At 67.3% G+C, this 20,067-nt stretch carries 16 protein-coding genes; 5 read left to right on the plus strand and 11 right to left on the minus strand.

The features are described from left to right. Positions 1-238: 238 nt before the first annotated feature. The 8 genes from BST13_RS14710 to BST13_RS14745 form a co-directional block, all read right to left on the minus strand. On the minus strand, positions 239-901 hold the full coding sequence (locus BST13_RS14710) for a ThuA domain-containing protein (protein ID WP_083164756.1): 663 nt from the start codon (positions 899-901) through the stop codon (positions 239-241). Next, positions 898-2,349: an aspartate ammonia-lyase gene (locus BST13_RS14715; protein WP_083164784.1), complete on the minus strand. Its 1,452-nt coding sequence runs from the start codon at positions 2,347-2,349 to the stop codon at positions 898-900. The genes BST13_RS14710 and BST13_RS14715 overlap by 4 nt, the downstream gene beginning before the upstream one ends. Further along, on the minus strand, positions 2,349-2,867 hold the full coding sequence (locus BST13_RS14720) for a VOC family protein (protein WP_158087152.1): 519 nt from the start codon (positions 2,865-2,867) through the stop codon (positions 2,349-2,351). Before BST13_RS14720 ends, BST13_RS14715 begins: the two co-directional genes overlap by 1 nt. A 36-nt stretch (positions 2,868-2,903) precedes the next feature. After that, positions 2,904-4,247 (minus strand): histidinol dehydrogenase, encoded by a 1,344-nt coding sequence (hisD, locus tag BST13_RS14725; RefSeq protein WP_083164758.1) that lies wholly within the window; start codon positions 4,245-4,247, stop codon positions 2,904-2,906. Positions 4,248-4,356: 109 nt separating this feature from the next. Next, complete coding sequence (locus tag BST13_RS14730) at positions 4,357-5,547, minus strand: MFS transporter (RefSeq protein ID WP_083164759.1); 1,191 nt, start codon at positions 5,545-5,547, stop codon at positions 4,357-4,359. After that, positions 5,544-7,568, minus strand: a complete 2,025-nt coding sequence (locus BST13_RS14735; protein ID WP_083164760.1) for an oxidoreductase — start codon at positions 7,566-7,568, stop codon at positions 5,544-5,546. Before BST13_RS14735 ends, BST13_RS14730 begins: the two co-directional genes overlap by 4 nt. Before the next feature lie 40 nt (positions 7,569-7,608). Then, positions 7,609-9,216, minus strand: a complete 1,608-nt coding sequence (locus tag BST13_RS14740; protein ID WP_211296091.1) for an FAD-dependent oxidoreductase — start codon at positions 9,214-9,216, stop codon at positions 7,609-7,611. A gap of 134 nt (positions 9,217-9,350) precedes the next feature. Further along, the gene (locus BST13_RS14745) at positions 9,351-10,958 is read right to left on the minus strand and encodes a PucR family transcriptional regulator (RefSeq protein WP_211296092.1); all 1,608 of its coding nucleotides are present in this window, start codon (positions 10,956-10,958) and stop codon (positions 9,351-9,353) included. Between the two features lie 132 nt (positions 10,959-11,090). Between BST13_RS14745 and BST13_RS14750 the strand changes: the two genes are divergently transcribed. Together BST13_RS14750 and BST13_RS14755 are read left to right on the plus strand one after the other, a co-directional pair. Continuing rightward, positions 11,091-12,875: a thiamine pyrophosphate-binding protein gene (locus tag BST13_RS14750; RefSeq protein WP_083164762.1), complete on the plus strand. Its 1,785-nt coding sequence runs from the start codon at positions 11,091-11,093 to the stop codon at positions 12,873-12,875. A gap of 83 nt (positions 12,876-12,958) precedes the next feature. Beyond that, on the plus strand, positions 12,959-13,816 hold the full coding sequence (locus BST13_RS14755) for a mycofactocin-coupled SDR family oxidoreductase (RefSeq protein ID WP_083164763.1): 858 nt from the start codon (positions 12,959-12,961) through the stop codon (positions 13,814-13,816). Positions 13,817-13,822: 6 nt separating this feature from the next. On the opposite strand, the gene BST13_RS14760 is transcribed toward BST13_RS14755, so the two are convergent. Both BST13_RS14760 and BST13_RS14765 read right to left on the minus strand, forming a co-directional pair. Next, positions 13,823-14,836, minus strand: coding sequence for an aldo/keto reductase (locus BST13_RS14760; protein WP_083164764.1), 1,014 nt, complete (start codon positions 14,834-14,836; stop codon positions 13,823-13,825). A gap of 122 nt (positions 14,837-14,958) precedes the next feature. Then, the gene (locus tag BST13_RS14765; RefSeq protein WP_083164765.1) at positions 14,959-15,381 is read right to left on the minus strand and encodes a hypothetical protein; all 423 of its coding nucleotides are present in this window, start codon (positions 15,379-15,381) and stop codon (positions 14,959-14,961) included. Positions 15,382-15,410: 29 nt separating this feature from the next. Between BST13_RS14765 and pdxR the strand changes: the two genes are divergently transcribed. Continuing rightward, entirely contained in the window at positions 15,411-16,832 is a 1,422-nt protein-coding gene (gene pdxR, locus BST13_RS14770; protein WP_083164766.1) for a MocR-like pyridoxine biosynthesis transcription factor PdxR, read from the plus strand. An 11-nt stretch (positions 16,833-16,843) separates the two neighbouring features. Here the strand turns inward: pdxR and BST13_RS14775 are convergent, their stop codons facing one another. Further along, positions 16,844-17,560 carry an SDR family oxidoreductase gene (locus BST13_RS14775; RefSeq protein WP_083164786.1) on the minus strand — a complete coding sequence of 239 codons (717 nt, stop codon included), beginning with the start codon at positions 17,558-17,560 and terminating at the stop codon, positions 16,844-16,846. Between the two features lie 70 nt (positions 17,561-17,630). Between BST13_RS14775 and BST13_RS14780 the strand changes: the two genes are divergently transcribed. Then, on the plus strand, positions 17,631-18,506 hold the full coding sequence (locus tag BST13_RS14780) for a LysR family transcriptional regulator (RefSeq protein WP_083164767.1): 876 nt from the start codon (positions 17,631-17,633) through the stop codon (positions 18,504-18,506). A 64-nt stretch (positions 18,507-18,570) separates the two neighbouring features. Further along, entirely contained in the window at positions 18,571-19,932 is a 1,362-nt protein-coding gene (locus BST13_RS14785; RefSeq protein WP_083164768.1) for a ClC family H(+)/Cl(-) exchange transporter, read from the plus strand. The last annotated feature ends 135 nt before the right edge of the window (positions 19,933-20,067 follow it).

Consider the following 20,067-nt stretch of genomic DNA (forward strand, 5'->3'; position numbering starts at 1 on the left):
GGATGATCTGGTCAACTCACCGGGCGGGTCGCACCGGCGCGATGACGCTGGATCCCGGGTCATGTGACTGCGACCACACATGAAGTCTGGTCTCCGGCGGCACCCACAGGCAGACGCACTTCGTGCAACCAACGGTGGAGAAATTTCCCATTGCGGGTACCGAATCCCATCGGAAATCCCTTCGAAACACACACTGAACATGCTGGTCAAACGGCTGATATGACGATGCCGCGGGACGTTACTGCCGCGCCGCCCACGCGATGCCTTGTTTGGTGAGCCGACGCACATCGTCGCCGGCCAGGTCCTGCGGCGCATGGCCGACGGAGTGGTAGAAGACGCGCCCCTGCCCCCACTGGCGTACCCAGGCCACCGGGCTCGTCAAGCCGTCCAGCCACGGGAAATGCTCACCGCTGAACGTGGTCTCGGCGAGGACCGTGTTGTTGGGGTCGACGCTCATGTAGTACTGCTCGGACGCGACGGGAAAGTCGTTGACCCCGTTGGTCACTTCGTGTTCGCGGTCGGTGATCGTCACGTCGTACGGCTGCGGATATCCCTCGCCTGCGGGGTGAGCGAGAAAGTCGCCGCCGAGCATCAGGTGGTATCGCAGGCTCGACCGGAACGCGGCCGCCGCACCGTGCCACGCCGCCACCCCGGTACCCGCCTCGACCGCCGCCAGCAGGTGATCCTCCTGGGAGTCCGACAGATCCTCGGTGGTCAGTGCGTTGTTCCAGCCGAGGATGATCAGGTCGTAGCCGCTCAGATCGCGGTCGAGGGTGAAGATGTCCTGGGATTCCTCCATGTCGAAACCCAGTTCGCCCACCACCAGTTCGCGGGTCCACTCGGCGATGTTGTACGGGCTGTGGCCGGGCCACCCGCCGTACAGGTACAGAACGTTGGTCACGCTTCAAGCTCCTCTTCCGGTAGAACTGTCGACTGCGGGTTCAGCAGGGCTTCGGGTGCCAGCAATCGCGCGACGAGCTCGGCCGACATCAGCCCCTCGGCCACCACGAGATCGGGTATCGCGGCCCCGGTGTGCAAGGCCCGCTTGGCGATTCGGGCCGACTCCGCATAGCCCAGGTAGGGCGCGAGCGCGGTGATCACCCCGATCGAGTTGGTCACCGATTCGGCGAGCCGCTGTTCGTTGGCGGTGATCCCCATGATGCAGCGCTGCACCAGTGTGCGGCACGCAGCAGTCAGGTGCGCGGCCGATGTGAACAGGCTGTGTGCGATGATCGGTTCGAATGCGTTGAGCTGCAACTGTCCGGCCTCGGCCGCCATGCTGATCGTGACATCGTTGCCCACCACCTCGAAGGCCACCTGGTTGACGACTTCCGGGATCACGGGGTTCACCTTGCCCGGCATGATGCTCGAACCCGCCTGCACCGCAGGCAGATTGATCTCGCCCAGGCCCGACCGGGGTCCCGAGGACAGCAGTCGCATGTCGCTGCAGATCTTGGACAGTTTCACCGCCGTGCGCTTGAGCACCCCGGATACCTGCACGAAGGCGCCCACATCCTGGGTGGCCTCCACCAGGTCGGTCGCGGTGGACAGGTCGATTCCGGTGAGCTCGCTCAGCGTGGCGCACACCTGCTCGGCGTACCGAGGATGGGCATTGAGCCCGGTCCCGATGGCCGTACCACCGAGATTGATCTCGGTGACCAGGCGCGCCGCCTCGCGCAGCCGCTGGGCGTCCTCGGCGACCATCACGGCGTAGGCGCCGAACTCCTGGCCCAGCGTCATCGGCACGGCGTCCTGCAGTTGCGTCCGCCCCATCTTCAGCACATCGCGGAACTCGTCGGCCTTGGCGCGGAACGCCGCCGACACCTCCTGCAGCGCGTCGTGCAACTCCGACAGGTACATCTGCAACGCGACCTTGATCGCGGTCGGGTACACGTCGTTGGTGCTCTGGCCGCGGTTGACGTGTTCGAGGGGGTGCAGGCGGTGGTAGTCGCCGCGGGCCGCGCCCAGGTGTTCCAGTGCGCGGTTGGCGATCACCTCGTTGGCGTTCATGTTGCTCGAGGTGCCGGCGCCGCCCTGGATGACGTCGACGACGAAGCTGGAATGCAGCCGCCCCGAACGGATCTCGTCACACGCCGCGACGATGGCCGCGCAGCGCGCCGAGTCGAGCAGGCCCAGCTCGCAATTGGTCAGCGCGGCAGCCTGTTTGACCGCCGCCAGCGCGTTGACGAATTCGGGATACGTCGACAGCGGGATGCCGGAGATCGGAAAGTTCTCCAGCGCCCGGGCGGTGTGGACCCCGTAATACGCCTCGGCCGGTACTGCCCGGCTGCCCATCGAGTCCTCCTCGATGCGCACGTCTGCAGCGGCCGCGAGTGTCACGTCGGTCATCACCGCCACGTATCGCTCGGTGGGGCGACCCGCGCCCCGGGCAGCCCGTCGTAGAACCCGCCCTCGGCGCAGCTGGTGAGTTCCAGTTGCATGCCCCACGGTGACCGGAAGTAGAACCAGCGTTGCCCGGCCACGGGCGCTGCCGGGTCGACACCGTTGGGGCCGTCCTGCACCACGACACCGGGGATCGATTTGACGTAGTCGTATCCGGCGTCGATGTCGTCGACGTAGAACGCCAGGTGGTGGCCGCCGACGTCGCTGTTGGGCGGCGGCACGCGGACCTGATCCGGCGCGTCGTACTCGAACAGTTCGATGTTGTGGTGCTGTCCCAGCCGCAGCATGGCCAGGGTGCACCGGGCTTTCGGATCGACACCGAGGCGGCGCCGCATGCTGTCGGATTCGGCGTCGGCGAAGGGGCCGTCGGTGAAGATCAGTTCAGCACCGAAATGGTCGACGAAGAACGCGACGGCCTGTTCCAGATCGGGCACCGTGTAGGCGACATGGTCCACCGACCTCATGGTCGGAACCTTAGGCTGATGAGCGTCGGTCATGTCTCAATTCTCCGACGACGCGGTGGCCGGAACCCGATCGAATCGGTGATCGGTCCACGGCAGATCGTCACCGCCGTACTTCGCGGCTCGCACATCGGCCGACCGGGCGTGTCCTTCGAAGTTCTCCAGCCGGGCGGCGCGCCCACACAGGCGGCCCAGCTCCGCGCTCGACTGCGCATCGGTGATCTCTTGGTAGGTCACGGTTTTCAGGAACTTACCGACCCACAGACCGCCGGTATAGCGGGCTGCGCCCAGCGTCGGCAGCACATGGTTGGTGCCGATCGCCTTGTCGCCGAAGGACACACACGTCTTCTCGCCCAGGAACAGGGCACCGTAGTCCTGCATCTCCGTCAGCGCCCGGCGCGGTTCTTCGGTGAGGATCTGCACATGTTCGCTGGCGAAGTGGTCGCCCAGTGCGAACGCCTCTTCGATGGCGTCCACCACATGCACTTCGCCGTGGTTCGCCCAGGACACCGCAGCGATCCCGTTGGTGGGCAGGTTGACCAACTGGCGCTCGACCTCGGCGATGGTCTCCAGACCCACCCGCTCGGAGGTGGTGATCAGCACGACCGGCGAATCCGGCCCGTGCTCGGCCTGGCTCAGCAGGTCGGCGGCGACCACGAACGGGTCGGCGGTGTGATCGGCGATGATGAGCACCTCGGTGGGCCCGGCGAACAGGTCGATGCCGACCTCACCGAACAGCTGCCGCTTGGCTTCGGCCACATAGGCGTTGCCCGGGCCGGTGAGCAGGTTGACCGGATCGATGGTCTCGGTGCCCAGCGCCAGCGCCCCGATGGCCTGTACCCCGCCCAGGACGTAGATCTCGTCGGCGCCGGCCAGGTGCATGGCGGCGACGCTGATGGCAGGAGCAGTGCCCTGGTTGGGCGGTGTGGTGGCCGCGACGCGCGGCACCCCGGCGACCTTGGCGGTCACCACGGTCATGTGCGCCGAGGCAGTCAGCGGATAGCGGCCGCCGGGAACGTAGGCGCCCGATGCCGAAACCGGCACATGCTTGTGTCCCAGGCGCACTCCCGGCAGCGTCTCGACCTCGATGTCGAGCATCGAATCACGCTGCGCCTGGGCGAAATCCCGCACCTGACGCTGCACGAACGACAGATCGTCCACGACCGTGCCAGGCAGGTCGGCGACGATCTTGGCGATGTCGGCCTCGCTCAGGCGGAAAGACTGCGGCGCCCACTTGTCGAACTGCTCGGAGTACCTGCGGACCGCGGAATCACCGTGCGCGCGAATGTCGTCGAGCACGCGTCCGACGGTGTCGACGACCTGCGGGTTGCTCTTGTGTGGTGTTCCGCTCTGGGCGGCCGGCGCCTTGAGAATGACCGACACGGTGGTTCTCCCTCGAATTGCACTGAGTGGGTAGCTGGCGCCGGTGGGTCGATCCCCGCGTTCGGCGTAGTACCAGTCTCTGGGCCACGAACACCCGATTACAGACTCACTATGTGCAAGGGTCGGCAGCTTCGCTGCGCACATTCGCCGCATCTGATCGCACCGACGGCCGCACCGCACGCGCTCCGACCGTGCACACCAAAACCGCCAGCAGCGGAACGGCCATCGCCAAGCGCAGGGTCACCACATCGGCCAGCCAACCGATGACGGCCGGGCCGGCGAGGAACGCGACGTAGCCGCCCCCGACGACGCGGGAGAACTGGGTGGCCGACCCCAGATTGCCCGCCGCGCTGAACACCTGCGGTATGGCCCCGGACAGTCCGAGACCGAAGACGGCCCAGCCGAACAAGGTCAGCGGTAGAGCGCCGGACAGCAACACGACGCCCATTCCGACCGCGGCTGCCGCGCAACCGTAGCGGATCACCGCCACCGGTCCGACGCGGGCGCTGACCCAGTCGGCGGTGAACCGGCCGACGGTCATCGCAGCGACGAACGCGGCGAACGCCAAGGCTCCGACAGCCTTCGAGGTGCCCAGCGCATCCTGAGCGTGCAGGCTGCTCCAGTCCGTCGCCGAGCCCTCGGCGAGGTACAACAGGAACGCCAGAATGCCCAGCAGCACGAAACGCCCGCGCCCGGGTGCAGCCGGCGCGGTGTCACCCGGGGATACGACGGTCGCGGCGTGCGGTTGGGCCCCGATCAGATTCGGTGCGGACACCAGGGCAGCGACGCCACAGGCCATACCGAGCACCACCGCGGTCAACCGCATCGACCACCCGGCGGCCAACGTGGCGGCACCGACCAACGAACCCACTACGGTGCCCACCGAGAACACCGCGTGGAACGCCGACATGATCGGCGTGCCGGCCGCCTGCTCGACGACCACGGCACGCGCGTTCATCGCGACGTCGGTTATGCCCGTCCACACCCCGAACGCCAGCAGACCGACCGCGAGCGCCACCGCCGAACCCGCGTTGAGCGGCAGCGCGAGCGTCAGGGCCATGCCCAACGCACCCGCCAGCGCCACCCGTCCCGCACCGAAGCGGTCGACGAGCGGGCCCGTGATCTGCATGCCTGCCAGCGCCCCCGCGCCGTTGAGCAGCAGCATGGTGCCCAGCGCACCCGCGGATATGCCCGTGCGCTGCTGCACCGTGGGAATGTGCACCGCCCAGGTCGAGATGCACACCCCGAACCCGGCGAACAGCAGGAAGACGGCGACCCGCGAAGCCCTGTACCCCGTCACCGCGTCGCGGGCACCCGCCTCGCGGCACGCTCGCCCTCGTGCACGGCCTCCATCATGGTGCGGCTGGCGATGGCGTCGCCGACCCGCTCCACCGGCACGCCTCGGTGCTTCAGCGCGAAGTAGAGCTCGGTCACGGGGCGGTGCCAGCCCGCAAGGATTACGGTGTCGATGCCCTCCAGTGTGCCCGGAGCACCCTTCTCCACGATGCGCAGGGTCGGGCCGTCCACGGCCGTCATGGTGGTGAACGGACGTGTCGACATGCCGGACTTCAAGATTCGAGGCACCGCGAGGTTCGCGCTGAACGGACCGAGCTTCGCCCCGACGTAGGGCAGCGGCGTCAGGAACTCGACCTGGTGACCGTCGGCCTGCAGCTGCAACGCGAGCCCGATGCCCTTCCAGCCGCCCTCGCCGTCGTCGACGATCGCGACGTGATGGCCGACCGGCTTGTCACCGTCGAGCACATCCCACACCGACAGCACATGAGGTTGGTCGAGCCCCGGGGTGTGCGTGATGCCCTGGGCCAGGTTGCCGACGATGTCGGCGGCGGGCGCCGAACCGGTGGCGACGATGATGTGGTCGGGTTCGAGCGCGAGCACCTCGTCGGCCGTCGGCGACCAGCCCAGGCGCAGGTCCACGCCGTACTTACCGATCATCACGTCCAGATGGTCGATGACGCCGCCGATCTCACCGCGGCCCCTGATCTTGGCCGCGATCCTGAGCTGGCCACCGGTGCGGTCGCGGCGCTCGATGAGGATCACCTCGTGTCCCTGCCGGGCGGCGGTCTCGGCGGCCTTCATACCGGCCGGGCCCGCGCCGATCACCACGACGCGACGCCGGAAGGTGGCCTGCAGGAGAGTGCCGATGCCGAGCTCGAGTTCGTAGCCGGCGGCCGGGTTGTGCACGCACGAGGAGTGCGTGACGTTGAACAGCCGGTCGATGCAGCCCTGGTTGCAGCCGATGCAGCGCCGGATCTCGTCGAGGCGTCCGGCTTTCATCTTGTTGACCGTCTCGGGATCGGCGATCTGCTGGCGGGTCATGGCCACCATGTCGGCGTGACCGAGCGACAGGATGTCGGCGGCGTCGAGTGGATCGTTGATCCGGCCGACCGCGATCACCGGGACGTCGACGACCTCTTTGACCGCCGCGGCCAGGCTTTCCCAGATTCGTTTGGGATGCTGCATGTCCGGCACGTTCTGGTGCGCCTCGTTGTAGGTCGCCGCCTTGACGCAGATGTAGTCGATCTTGCCGGTGGCCGCGATCGCGGCGGCGATCTGCTGGGCGTCGCCGACCTGCAGACCGCCGGGGCTGAAGTCGTGTCCCTGCAGGTTCATTCCGACCAGGTAGTCCGGACCCACCTCGTCGCGCACGGCGTCGATCACCCGCAGCACGATGCGCATGCGGTTCTCCAGCGAGCCGCCGTACTCGTCGGTGCGGTGATTGGAGAACGGCGACAGGAACGACGCGAGCAGATAACCGCCGTAGCCCGAATGGATTTCGACACCGTCCATACCGCCCTGCTTGGAATGCCTGGCTCCGATGGCGTGGGCTTCGATGATCTCCTCGATGTCCTCGGTTTCCATCTCCTTGGGCATCTCGAGGTTGAACGGGCACGGCGTGTTCGATGGACCCCACAGCGCGCGTTCGGTGAACGTCGAATGCCCTTGCCGGCCACCGTGTCCGAGCTGCATGACGATGCGGGCCCCGTGCTCGTGCACGGCGTCGGAGATCCGACGCAGCCCGGGGACGATCTCCGGCAGCCAAGCCCGTGGTTCGCCCGGCACGTCCTGGGAGGTCGGGTGGATCTGCGGGAACGCCATGCCGATCAGCCCCGCCCCGCCGATCGCCCGCTCCCGGTAGTACGCCACGTGCTGCTCGGTGGGGAGATAGTCCTTGGCCATGCCGGTGCCGTGCCCGGTCATCACCACCCGGTTGCGGATCTCCACGTTGCCGAGGGTGATCGGCTCGAACAACGGGGCAAGCAGGCGGGCGGTCTCGTCTGTCTGCGCATGAAGCATCGTCATGGCTCGAAATTCCTCAGTCGGTCAGTGGGTTTGGGGTCTGTCACGCGGCCAGCGCGCCGGAGCGGCCGAGGCGCAGGGCCAGCGCGGCCACGGTGATGGCCGGGTTGACCGCCGCCGACGACACGAACACCGAGCTGTCGGCGATCCAGAGGTTGTCCACGTCGTGGCTGCGCAGGTCGGCGTCGACCACGCTGGTGGCGGCATCGGTACCCATCCGGGCCGTGCCGCACAGATGCGATGTCGCCTCGACCCCGAGGCTGCGGGTCATGACGATCGGGAAGCCCGCCCGGCGGACCACCTTCTTCATGCGGGCGATCAGGTCCTGGTGGGAGCTGAGGTTGGTCGCGCGCCGCGTGACAGTGATCTGACCGCGGCTGTTCAGCGCAATCCTGTTCTCCGGCAACGGCAGATCCTCGGACTGGATGAACATGTCCAGGGTGTACTTCGTGACCTCGTCGAGGATCGGCATCGGCACCCAGGGCTTGCCCAGCTTGGCCTGGGGGCCGCGGAGCTTGCCGAGGCCCTGGACGTTGCCCAGGGGATACCGGTTGTCCGGCCCGGCGAGGTACCAGTCGTTGATGCCGATGGTCTTCTGGTAGACGGCCTCGTTCTGCTGTCGCGGATCGATGGCCAGGAAGAATGTGGTCACGTGCGCCATGTAGTTGCGGCCGACCTGGTCCGACGAGTTGGCCAGGCCCTGCGGATGCGTGTCCGAGGCCGAGCGCAGCAGCAGCGCTGCCGTGTTGGCGGCGCCGCAGGCGATCACAAACTTCTTGGCCCGCACCTCAATCTGCTTGCCCGCATGCGTTATCCGGGCGCTGGTGACCTGTCGTCCGGTGGCATTGGTCTCCAGCCGGGTGACCTCGGCGTTGGTGAGCAACCGGACGTTGCGCGACTCGGCGCGCAGTGCGGGCCGCACCGCGGAGACGTCGGCGTCGCCCTTGGCATCGATCATGCAGGGAAACGAATCGCAGGTATAACAGCGGACGCAGCCGCCGCCGGGGCGGTAGTCGATAGACAACGGCGATGAGAACGGATGCAGCCCTTGCTTTTTCGCGGACTCGACCAGCCGCGCCATGGCCCCCTCGTGCGGCACGCCGGGGAACGGGTAGTCGATGGACCGCCAGGGATCGGTCGGGTCCTCCCCTTTGTTGCTGTGCACCCAGTACATCTGCTCGGCTTCGCCGTAGAACGGTTCCAGGTCGGCGTAGGTGATGGGCCAGGCCGGCGAGACGCCGTCGACGTGTTCGACGGCACCGAAATCGCTCTCGCGGAACCGCGGCAGGGTCGCGCCGTAGAGCTTGGTGCTGCCCCCGACGTAGTGGTAGTTACCCGGCACGAACTCTTTCGCGGCGACGGTGTCGTACCACGCGGCGGAGTTCTTGTAACGACCCTTGGTGTGCACCGCGTCGAATGACCAGTTCTCGCGTTCCACCGGCAGGAAGTCGCCCTGCTCGACGATCAGCACGTCCGCGCCGCAGTCGCGCAGCGCATAGGCCAGGCTGCCGCCGCCCATGCCGGATCCGATGATCGCGATGTCGGTCTCGACGACATCGGCGGGTTCGGTGAGGACTTGGGTCTGGAGCGCGGCGACCGCCGGTGACATCGAGGGCGTCACAGCCAATGGCAGGGATTTTTTCGACAACATGTACGGGCTCCTCTGGGCTGAGAGGACGATGGGCTGCCCGCAATGCGGGTTATCCCAAATCTAGGAGCGCCGCGGCGCGGGCACGACCCGCAGAGTGCGCAGCATCCCGTCGAGGACTACACACTCTGTGCAAGTCAGCGATTCTCCTGCCGCTGCAGCAGGTCATGTCCCCGCACTGCGAAAATCAGCGCCTGCCGGGTGTCGGGGTCGTCCAGAGACCGGCCGAGCAGGCTGGTGATGCGTTCCAGCCGGTAGTAGAGCGTGCGACGCTGCACGTAGAGCTGCTGGGCGGCCTGCGACTTGTTGCCGTCACACGACAGGTAGGTGCGCAGCGTCGGCAACAGCGGACTGGTCGAGTTGGCGTCGTGTTTGAGCAGCGGGCCCAGCTCGTCCTCGATGTAGCGGGCCAGCTCGGGACCGCCGGCCAGCGAAGCGAGCAGCCTCAGCACGCCGAGATCGTCGAAGCGGTGCACGGCCTTGTCGGGGCGCGCCGCGGCCACCGACGCCGCGCTGCGGGCCTGATCGACCGCGGTACGCAGTTGCCCGGGACTGACCGGGCGACTGATCCCCGCCCGCACGTTGGCCGCCGACAACCGTTGGACCACTTGCTTTTCCGAGCTGGTCCGGGACAGGCCCATGATCGCCAGCGTGTGCTCCCCGAGGTCGGCCACGACGGCGGGCACGTGCAGGGACCGGCAGAGCTCCTCCATCGCCTCGTCACTCGTGGCGCCCGGCGGGGTCTCCTTGCACACGTAGACCGCCAGCAGTGCGCGGTCCCGCAGATCGCGGCCGATCCTCATGGCCCTGGTCACGAAGGACTCGCCGGAGATGTCACCCAGCAGCAACCGGTTCACCAGCGCGTTCTGTCGTTGCGCCGATTTGGCGCCACTCTCGCGCGCACCGAGCAGTGCGATCGCGATACCGTCGGTGGCTCGGTCCAATGCGTAGCCCGCGGTACCGGCCAGCGGGCTTCCGCCGTGCAGCACATGCAGCCACCCCCAGCGCTCACCGCGCAGCACCACCGCTCGTCGCGTGCAGTTGTGGGCGGAGTTGGCGTTGCTCGCGTCGCCACCGACGGTGTCGTGGTCGATGCGCGAATGGTGTTCCCACTCGGCGAGCACGGCGTCGCCGTCGGGCGACGCCCCGGAATACGCGATGACCTGGCGGGTCGCGTCCTCCAGCACCACCGGGTGACCGACCTCGGCGGCCAGCGCGTCGGTGAACAACACCGGATCTCGCCCGGCCAGCAGCAGTTGCATGAAGGTGGCGTTGAGCCGTTCGTATGCGCTGAGGTCGAGCACCCGCTGGTCGACGATCGACTCGTGTACCTGCGCCGAGACCTCGACGAACGGCAGCTCACCCGCCAGTCCGACCAACGGGAAGCCTCGCTCGCACGCCGCGTCGATCAGCGGTTGCGGCATGCTGTCGAACGCCCGGCCGCTGAGTTCGATGACCAGCACCGCGGCTTGTGCGTCGGCGATCTCGGTGAGGTAGCGTCGCTGCCGCTCGGGGGTCGATCCGATGCCCAGTCCCGCGGTCAGCAGCATCTCGCCGCCGGTGAGAAACCGTGCGATATCGGGCACTTCGGTCGGATGGACCCAGCGGACCGTGCGGTCGAGGTTTTCCTCGCCGGCGTAGACGTGCAGCGGTACCCGGCTGAACACTTCGAGTTGCAGCGCTGCCTGCACCGTCATCGCCATGGTGATCCTCCGCTTCTCCAGGGACGATTCAAGCAGTGACACTCCCGTCAACCTGTGCAGCAACTTGCTCATCCGCTGCGCAAACTGAGTCTAACGACCGGTGTCGACCAGTGGGCAGACTGGCGTCAGGCTGTATCTATCCCGAATAGTCACCCGACACGAAGGACACTCATCATGCCCAGGCTCAACGGCGGACAGGTCATCGCCCGCATTCTCAAGGAGTACGGCGTCCCCTACGTCGCAGGCATTCCCGGCCACGGCATCTGGGGTCTGATGGACGCGTTCAACGAGGACGAGTCCAAGATCCCGTTCATCCAGACCTACCACGAGCAGAGCGCGGTCCACCTGGCCGACGGGTTCTACCGGGTGTCCGGCAAGCCGATGGCTGCGGTGACCTCGATCGGTGCGGGCGCGTCCAACACAGTGCTCGGCCTGGCCACCGCCTACAGCGACTCCACCAGCGTGCTGGTGATCACCGGAGGCCCCCCGCGCCACATGCGTGGCCGCGGCGTGCTCCAAGAGCTGGAACGCCAGAAGGACAACGGCTTTCCTCAAGTGGCAGAAGCGGTTTCGAAGCGCAGCTGGGTGGCCAACAGCATCGAGGACCTGCCGTTCATCATGCACCGCGCGTTCAGCACGATGCTGACCGGCCGGCGCGGCCCGGCCCACATCGAGGTGCCGTGGGATCTGCACGCCGAGACCGCCGAGGTGAACTTCCACGATCTGGCCCGCCGCCTTCCGGTGGGTCTGCAGTACCCCGATCCCGAGGCGATCGAACGTGCCGTGGCGCTGCTGGCCACCGCCAAGCGACCGGTGATCGTGGTCGGTGGCGGCGCGATCAGCGCCTACGCCACCGATGAGGTGCGGGCACTGGCCGAAGGCCTCGACATCCCCGTGGTGACCACGTGGAACGGCAAGAGCGCGTTCCCCGAGGACCACGACCTGTTCGTGGGCAGCGTCGGGCAGACCGGCACCATCCACGGCAACTACCTGGCCGCCAACGCCGACGTCGTGGTGTCCATCGGTTGTCGGTTCACCGACTGGTCCGCATCGAGTTACGCCAAGGGACAGTCGTTCTCGTTCCCGCCTGCCAAACTCATCCACATCGACATCGACCCGCACGAGATCGGCAAGATCTACCCCGCCGAGGTCGGCATCCTGGCCGACGCCAAGCCCGCGGTGGCCGCGATCGTGGCCTCGCTGCCCGCCAAGCCTGACCGCACCGAGTACCTCGCCGAGGTCGCGCAACGCAAGGCCGACTGGGAGGCCGAGTTGGCAGGCCGCCGCGACACCGACCGCTTCCCGTTCACGCTGCAGCGTCCACTGGCCGCGTTGCGCAACGTGATGGACCGCAGCGGCATCGTGCTGGTGGGTTCGGGCAACACCCAGGGCGCGGTCAAGCAGACGTTCCCGGTGTATGAGCCGCGCACGCACCTCACCACCGGCGGGTTCTCGTCGATGGGTTGGCCGGTACCGGCGGCATTGGGCGCCAAGCTGGCCGCCCCGGAACGTCAGGTTGCGACCATCACCGGTGACGGCGATTTTCTGATGACCGCCCAGGAGATCGGCGTGGCCATCCAGCATGACATCCCGGTGGTGTTCATCGTGCAGGACAACTCGGGGTACATCTCCATCCGCGGCGGCCAGCGCAACGCCACCGACCGCATCATCGGCACCGAGTTCAACCGGCCCGACGGCACGCCGTACAGCCCGAGCTTCAAGGCCTTTGGCGAATCATTCGGACTCGAATCGTTCCGGGTGGAGTCAGCCGCCGATCTGGAGCCGACGTTCAAGCGCGCGTTCGACGCCAAAGCTCCCGTGCTGGTGGAGATCCCGACCGACCGCGACCTGGCCAGCCCGTTCGTACCCGGCTGGCTGGACTTCCCGCCGCTGCCGCACATCACCGACGAACGCGCCGACGAGTACCGCGAGCGGCGCGCCAGCGAGCAGCACCAGTAACCCCCACCGCAGCTCCGTCACCCGTCGATGGGTGACGGAGCTGTTCTGTACCAACCTCATTCACCGAGCAAGGAGCTCTGCACATGAACCGTCTCGACGGCAAGGTTGCGCTGATCACCGGAGCGGCACGGGGACAGGGCCGCTCCCACGCGTTGCGGTTGGCCGAAGAGGGAGCCGATATCATCGCTCTCGACGTGTGCCGCCAGATCGACACGGTCCCCTATCCGATGGCCGATCTCGACGACCTGGCCACCACGGTCGACCTCATCAAGAGCCGGGGCCGACGCATCTTCGCCGCCGAGGTCGATGTGAGGGACCTGCCCGGGCTGCAGGAGGCCGTGGCCGCCGGTGTGGCCGAACTGGGCCGGCTCGACATCGTGGTGGCCAACGCGGGCACGCTCAACGACACCGCACCGCTGTGGGAGCTCTCCGAGCAGCAGTTCCAGGACCAGATCGATGTGAACCTGACCGGGGTGTGGAAGACCATCAAGGCGACGGTGCCAACCCTGTTGCGGCAGAACGAGGGTGGGGTCGTGATTCTCATCAGCTCGATATCCGGGCTGACCGTGGAACTCAACGTCGGGCACTACGCGGCGGCCAAGCACGGCGTCAACGGTCTCATGCGCACCCTGTCAGGTGAGCTCGCGCCGTACGGGATCCGGGTCAACTCGATCAACCCGACGAACGTCAACACCCTGATGATCAACAACCCGCGCTACAACCGGCTGTTCGCGGGCGGCAAGGAGGGCGCGACCCAGGAGGATGCGCTGCCCGCGCTCACCGCGATGCACGCGTTGCCGGTCCCCTTCCTGGAGCCCGTCGACGTCAGCAACGCCGTGGTGTATCTGGCCTCCGACGACGGCCGCTACATCACCGGCACCGCACACGTCGTCGACGCGGGTGCCCTGAACCCATTCAAGGCACCCCATCTCAGCACGTAACCGCGCTCAGGGAGTGGGTGCGTCGTCACGGATCAGGCCGGCCGCGCACAGGTCGGCCCAGATCTGCTGCGGCACCGGCGATTCGAACAACTCGGCGTTGCGCACCTGCTGGCGACGGTTGCGCGCGCCGAGGCAGATGCTGGTCACCACCGGGTGTGCGTAGGCGAACTGCACGGCCACAGCGGGCAACGCCACCCCGTGCTCGCGGCAGATCTGTTCGAGGTCAGCGGCTTTCGTCATGATCTCGGCTGGTGCCGGACCGTAGTTGAACCGGGCTCCCTCGACGGGCCCGGTGGCCAGCACACCGCTGTTGTAGACGCCGCCCAGCACGATGCCGATACCGCGTTCGGCGCACAGCGGGAACAACGTGTCGAGAGGTTCCTGCTCCAGCAGCGTGTACCGGCCCGCGAGCAGGCAGATGTCGACATCGGTGGCCTTGACCGCCTCGACCATCACATCGGTCTCGTTGACGCCGAACCCGATGGCCCGCACCACGCCTTGATCGCGCAGTGACTCCAGCGCCGGGAAGGCACTCACCACGGCCTGCCGGAACAGCTCGGGCTGCGCCGCACCGTGCGTGTAGTGATCGCAGTCGTGGATGAACAGCATGTCGAACCGATCGGTGAGCATCCGCTGCATGCTCTGTTCGACCGCCCGCATGACTCCGTCATAGCTGTAGTCGAATTCGGCCACGAACGGCGGGATTTCGAGGTACTGGCCGTTGCTGGTCGGCGCATCGATCTCCGGTCGCAGTACCCGGCCCACCTTGGTGGACAGCACGGTATCGGCGCGGTCGCGGTCACGTAGCGCATGCCCGAGCCGGTATTCACTGAGCCCGTTGCCGTATCCGGGTGCGGTGTCGAAATACCGCATGCCCTGCTCCCACGCGAAATCGACGAGTTCACGGGCCTCGGCGTCGGTGAACACCCCGTTGAAGTTCCCGATCGGCGCGCCGCCGTAGCCGATCGCGGTGAACTCCAGGCCCGACCGTTCGTGTACGCGGGTATCCGACAGCTTCATGACGACCTCGCCTTCCGGGGCCCGGACGGTACCGGACCTTTGCTTTCGACGGTACGGTCGCCATCCGTCGCACAGTCGACACAGTGTGCGAAATTCTTTGTCCACCAACTGCACAACGATGGTTATCGATCGAGGATCCACTCCCTCGCCCGTGCGATGGTGGCCTCGGGTTCGAAAGAATCAGCCTGCCAGGTCGTCGCCCGGACCTCACCGCGGTTGCCGTAGCTCTGCATGATGCGGACGTGGTGAGGCAGGGTGACGAAGCGCTGCAGGGCTTCCTCGTCGGTCCACACCGAGATCGAGCCGGTGCGACCGGATGTGGGCATGCTCCACAGCCACAACCCGATGGCTCCGGGCATGGCGTACCAGCCCTCCCGCATCCGCAGCCCCTTGACAGCGATGCCGGGCATATCGCGCCGATGCCGCGTGGTGTACTCGGTGACGCTGACGATGACGGGATTGTCGGCCGGGTCAACGGGTCCGGGCATCCATGAGGTGACGAGCGGCTGGGCAAGTGCCGTCGGAATATCGGTGATCGCAGTCATGAGGTCCAGAGTGGACCTAAGATTGGTGCGTGTCAGGAGCCAATCTTGACGGTCTTGAACAGACCAATTCTGCAGACTCCGGATTCCCTCCGGATCTACTGCTCACGCTCGATCGGTCATCGCGTACGGGGCTCGCCGCCCAACTCCAGTACCAGTTGCGCAGCTCGATTCAGCACGGCCGACTCCCGGCCGGAACGCTGCTGCCGCCGTCGCGCCTCCTCGCCGAACAGCTCGGCGTGGCCCGCAGCGTCGTCGTCGCCGCGTACGAACTTCTCGCATCGGACGGTTACCTCACCACGCGACAAGGGTCGGGTACCCGGGTCCGGCCGGTCGCCACACAGCCGCCATCGCGAACCTCGACCGTCGCATCGCGGTACATCCCGCTGCTCGGCGGCATACCCGACCCGGCATTGTTCCCGCGTACGGAGTGGCTTCGGCACTACCGCGCCGCGCTCACCGAAACTCCGAATGACCAACTCTCCTACCCCAATCCGCTGGGCACATCCGCCCTGCGCGAGGCTCTTGCCGGCTACCTCACGCGCGTCCGAGGAGTCGCGACCGCACCTGATCACCTGCTTGTCACCTCGGGCCTGACCCAAGCGGTGGTCCTGGTGGCCCGCGCCCTACAGGCCCGGGGATACGGTGCCATCGCGGTCGAGGATCCAGGGTTCGCCTTCCACCGCGACGCAATCGTCAACACAGGCCTGCGAGCCGTGCCCGTACCCGTCGACGATGACGGACTCGATGTGGGCCGGCTGGCCGAACTCGACGTTGGCGCGGTGCTTTTGGCGCCCGCGCATTCGTATCCCACCGGGGCGGTGTTGAGCCCAGAGCGCCGGGTGGCACTGATTTCCTGGGCCCGCCACCACGACGCGCTGATCCTCGAGGACGACTACGACGCCGAGTTCCGCTACGACCGGACGCCGGTCGGCGCCTTGCAAGGCCTCGCGCCCGACCGCGTGGCGTACGCCGGCTGCATCAGCAAAACGTTGACCCCATCCCTGCGCCTCGGGTGGATCACCCTGCCGCCCTGGCTGATTCACGATGTCACGGTGCAGAAGCTCTACGACGACATGGGCAACTCGACCCTCGAACAGCTGGCCCTCTCCCGGTTCGTCGAAACCGGCGGATTCAGCCGCCACCTGCGCCGGGTGAGGCCCGTCTACCGGCGCCGCCGCGACACTACGTTGGCGGCGATCGCCGAATCGCTGCCGCAGACCGCACCCAGCGGCGTCGCCGCCGGGCTACACATCTATCTGCGCCTGCCCGCAGGCACCGATGAAGACGCGCTGGTGCGCGCCGCTCGCACGCGGGGCCTGATCCTCTCGGGTGCCCGTGCCCACTGGGCGGATCCGGGCGCGGCGCCACCGGCCCTGGTGATCGGCTACGGCGGGATCGGTGACTCGGCGCTGCGCGACGGCATCGCGCTCCTGGGCTCGCTCCTGCGGTGACCGGACCGTGCTCAGGACAGTGTGCTACCGCCGTCGACGGTCAGCACCACGCCGGTGCCGAACTCCTGCTCCATGAGGTACACGTAGGCCCGGGCGGTATCCCCCACCTCACCGATGCGCCCCGCAGGCAATTGACTGGCGAACTGGTCGTAGATGGCCTGTCGGTCCGTCTCACTCAGCGTGTCCCACAGCGGTGTCCGAATTGGCCCCGGCGCAACGGTATTCACCCGCAGCGGGGCCAGCTCGAGGGCAAGCGCCCGCGTCATCGCGTTGACCGCACCGCACACCGCGGTCGGGAGAACGCCCAGTCCGGGCCGCTCGGCAGCGGTCCCGCTGGTCAGCGTGATCGACCCTCCCGACGTGATCCGTGGCGCGAAAACCTTGATCGCGGTGAGGGCTCCGACGAAGCGGACGAGCAGGAAACTGTTGATCGACTCCGGCGTCAGAGCGCTCAGCGGGGCCAGTGCCAGTGCATCGCCCGCGGTGTACACCAGATGGTCGATCGCGCCGACCTCGTCGAACAGCCGGTCCGGCGCCGTCGGATCGGTGAGGTCCACGGTCGCGCCGCGGGCGTTGTCGGGCAACGTGGACAGCGCGCTATCCACGCTCGACTGCCGCCGCGAGGCCACGATCGGGATGCCACCACGCTCGGCGACAGCCGTGGCGACGCCCAACCCGATACCGGAGGTGCCGCCGATGATGAGGACGCGTGCGTTTTTCAGGCTCATGGCTCCACCGTCCGCGCAGGCGTCGCCCGCGTCCAAGACTCTTTTCGTCGCGTATCGATACCCTTGGGGTATGACGCTGCCGGACCTGGACATCCGCAAGTTGCGGTACTTCGTCGCGGTCGCCGAAGATCTCAACTTCGGCCGTGCCGCGCGGCGGCTGCACATCGCCCAGCCCGTGTTGTCGCGCCAAATCCGGTCATTCGAAACGGAACTCGGTGTGCAGCTGTTCGTCCGGAATTCGCGTGGCACTCAACTCACCGCGGCCGGTAACCAACTGCTGATCGATGCGAAGCGCCTCCTGGACGAGATCTCCGCGGTGCAGCTGCGATTGCGTGCCGCGATGCCCACCACGACGATCACGGTCGGGGTGTTGCCGGGCCTGCGGGCTACCGCCGCGGCGGCGGCCTTCGAAGCTGCAGGCCCACACCGGCAGGCAGTGGTACGACAGGTGGGCCTGCTCGAACAGGTCGAGGTGGTCCGCAACGGCGAATTCGACGTGGTCTACGCACGCGAACCGTTCGATCACGACGGGCTGGGAACTGCGCCCCTGTTGTCCGAGCCACTCGACGCGGTGCTGCCCGCCGACGATCCCCTGGCAGCCGAGCCATCGGTGCGGTTGGCCGAGTTGCGAACGCACAAGCTGCTCTTCGACCCCCAAGTACTACCCGAGTGGAAATCGTTGGCCCCGCCCGAACAGCGCTGGGCGCCACCGCGCAGCGCCATCCGCAGCGTGGAGGACAAACTCGAACATGTAGCCGCGCGTGAAGGTTTCGTGGTGCTCCCACGATCAGCCACCGCCTACTACCGACGCCCCGACATCCGGGTGGTGCCGATCGAGGACATCGACCCAAGCCAAGTGAGCCTGATCTGGAATGCCGCGGTGGACAACCCGGTTCGCGATGAGTTCATTGAGGCGGCCCTGGCGTGCCGCGACGACACGATCTGAACCACGACCTACCTCAGCTTTGAGACCGGTCGGCTGGTTGACTGTCACCGCGACAGATACAGGGGTGGGCAACTTGGACAGACAGGCAGGCCGCTGGTTGCGCAGCACGCTGACCGGCTGGCAGAAGCCCACCTTCCGCCCCGTCGACAACAGCGGCGAAGGCGCAGAAGGCTTGGTGGGCTTCGTATTGGCCGCTGCGATGGTCGGCGCGCTGACCGGCCTGGCCGCCGCAAGCTTCCGACTGCTTCTGGATCAGGCGGCCAAGTGGCGTGAATCGCTGTCCGGCTGGGCCCACGGCACCTGGTGGGGCCTCATCGTCGTAGTGCTGATCTGCGCGGCCTGCACGGCGGTCGCGGCGGCGTTGGTGGCACGTGTCGAGCCGAACGCCGAAGGCAGCGGCATCCCGCGCGTCGAGGCTGTCGTCGAAGGCCGTGCCGAGCCCGGCCGCTTCCGGATTCTGCCGATCAAGTACGTCGGTGGCCTGCTGTCGCTCGGCTCCGGCCTGGCGCTCGGCCGTGAAGGGCCATCGGTACAGATGGGTGGTTCGATAGCGGTGACCGTCGCGTCGGTGACCCGCCGGTCCCGTGCCGACCTGCAAATCCTCGCCGCCGGCGGCGCCGCGGCCGGCCTCGCGACCGCCTTCAATGCGCCCATCGCAGGTGGGGTTTTCGTGTTGGAGGAGCTCGTCAAGCGCTTCGACCCCCGGACCACCCTCGCCACCCTGGTGGCCTCGGCGTCGGGATTCATGGTGGCTTTCCCCCTCGTCCATTCCGGCACCGAGTTCCACATGCCGCAGCTGGCCGCACCCCGCCTCGCCGACGCAGGCTGGGTGGTGGCCGTCGGTATCGTCACAGGCGTTCTCGCCGTGCTGTACAACAAGGCCCTCATGTTCGGCCTGCATAAGGCCGACACCAGCCGCTGGCCCGTCGAAGCCCGCGCCGCCGCCATCGGCGGCGGAGTGGGATTCCTTCTCTGGTGTGCGCCAGACCTCGTCGGCGGCGGCGACAACCTGACCCAGCAAGCCCTCCTCGGCCACGGCACGACGTGGGCTCTCCTCGGGGTACTGGCATTGCGGTTCGTCCTCGGTGTCGCCTCCTACGCGGCCGGGACCCCGGGCGGTCTGTTCGCGCCGATGCTCGTGCTGGGCGCCGACACCGGGCTGATCGTCGCACTCGTGGCCGCCCACTTCGTGCCGCATGCCGCGCCGAATCCGGCGGCACTCGCCCTGATCGGCATGGCAGCGTTTTTCACCGCCAGCGTGCACGCGCCAGTGACCGGGCTGATCCTCGCCACCGAACTCACCGGCACCACCAATCAACTTCCACCGATGCTCGGTGCGTGTGCCACCGCGCTGCTGGTCGCCATGGTTCTGCGGTCGCGGCCCATCTATGGTCTGCTCGCCGACCGTGCTGCCACGCGAACCTGAGTTGCCTGTCAGTGGGTGCGCGTAATATCGAACGTATGTTCGATATCGCGGTGTTGGTGCAGGTCAGCGAGGACGCTGACGAGGCTGCACTGCATCGGCGGATCGAGGAATTGGAGCGGGTGAAGTCCGCGGCGG

This window comes from Mycobacterium aquaticum (assembly GCF_002086485.1).
GTDB classification, from domain to species: Bacteria; Actinomycetota; Actinomycetes; order Mycobacteriales; family Mycobacteriaceae; genus Mycobacterium; species Mycobacterium aquaticum.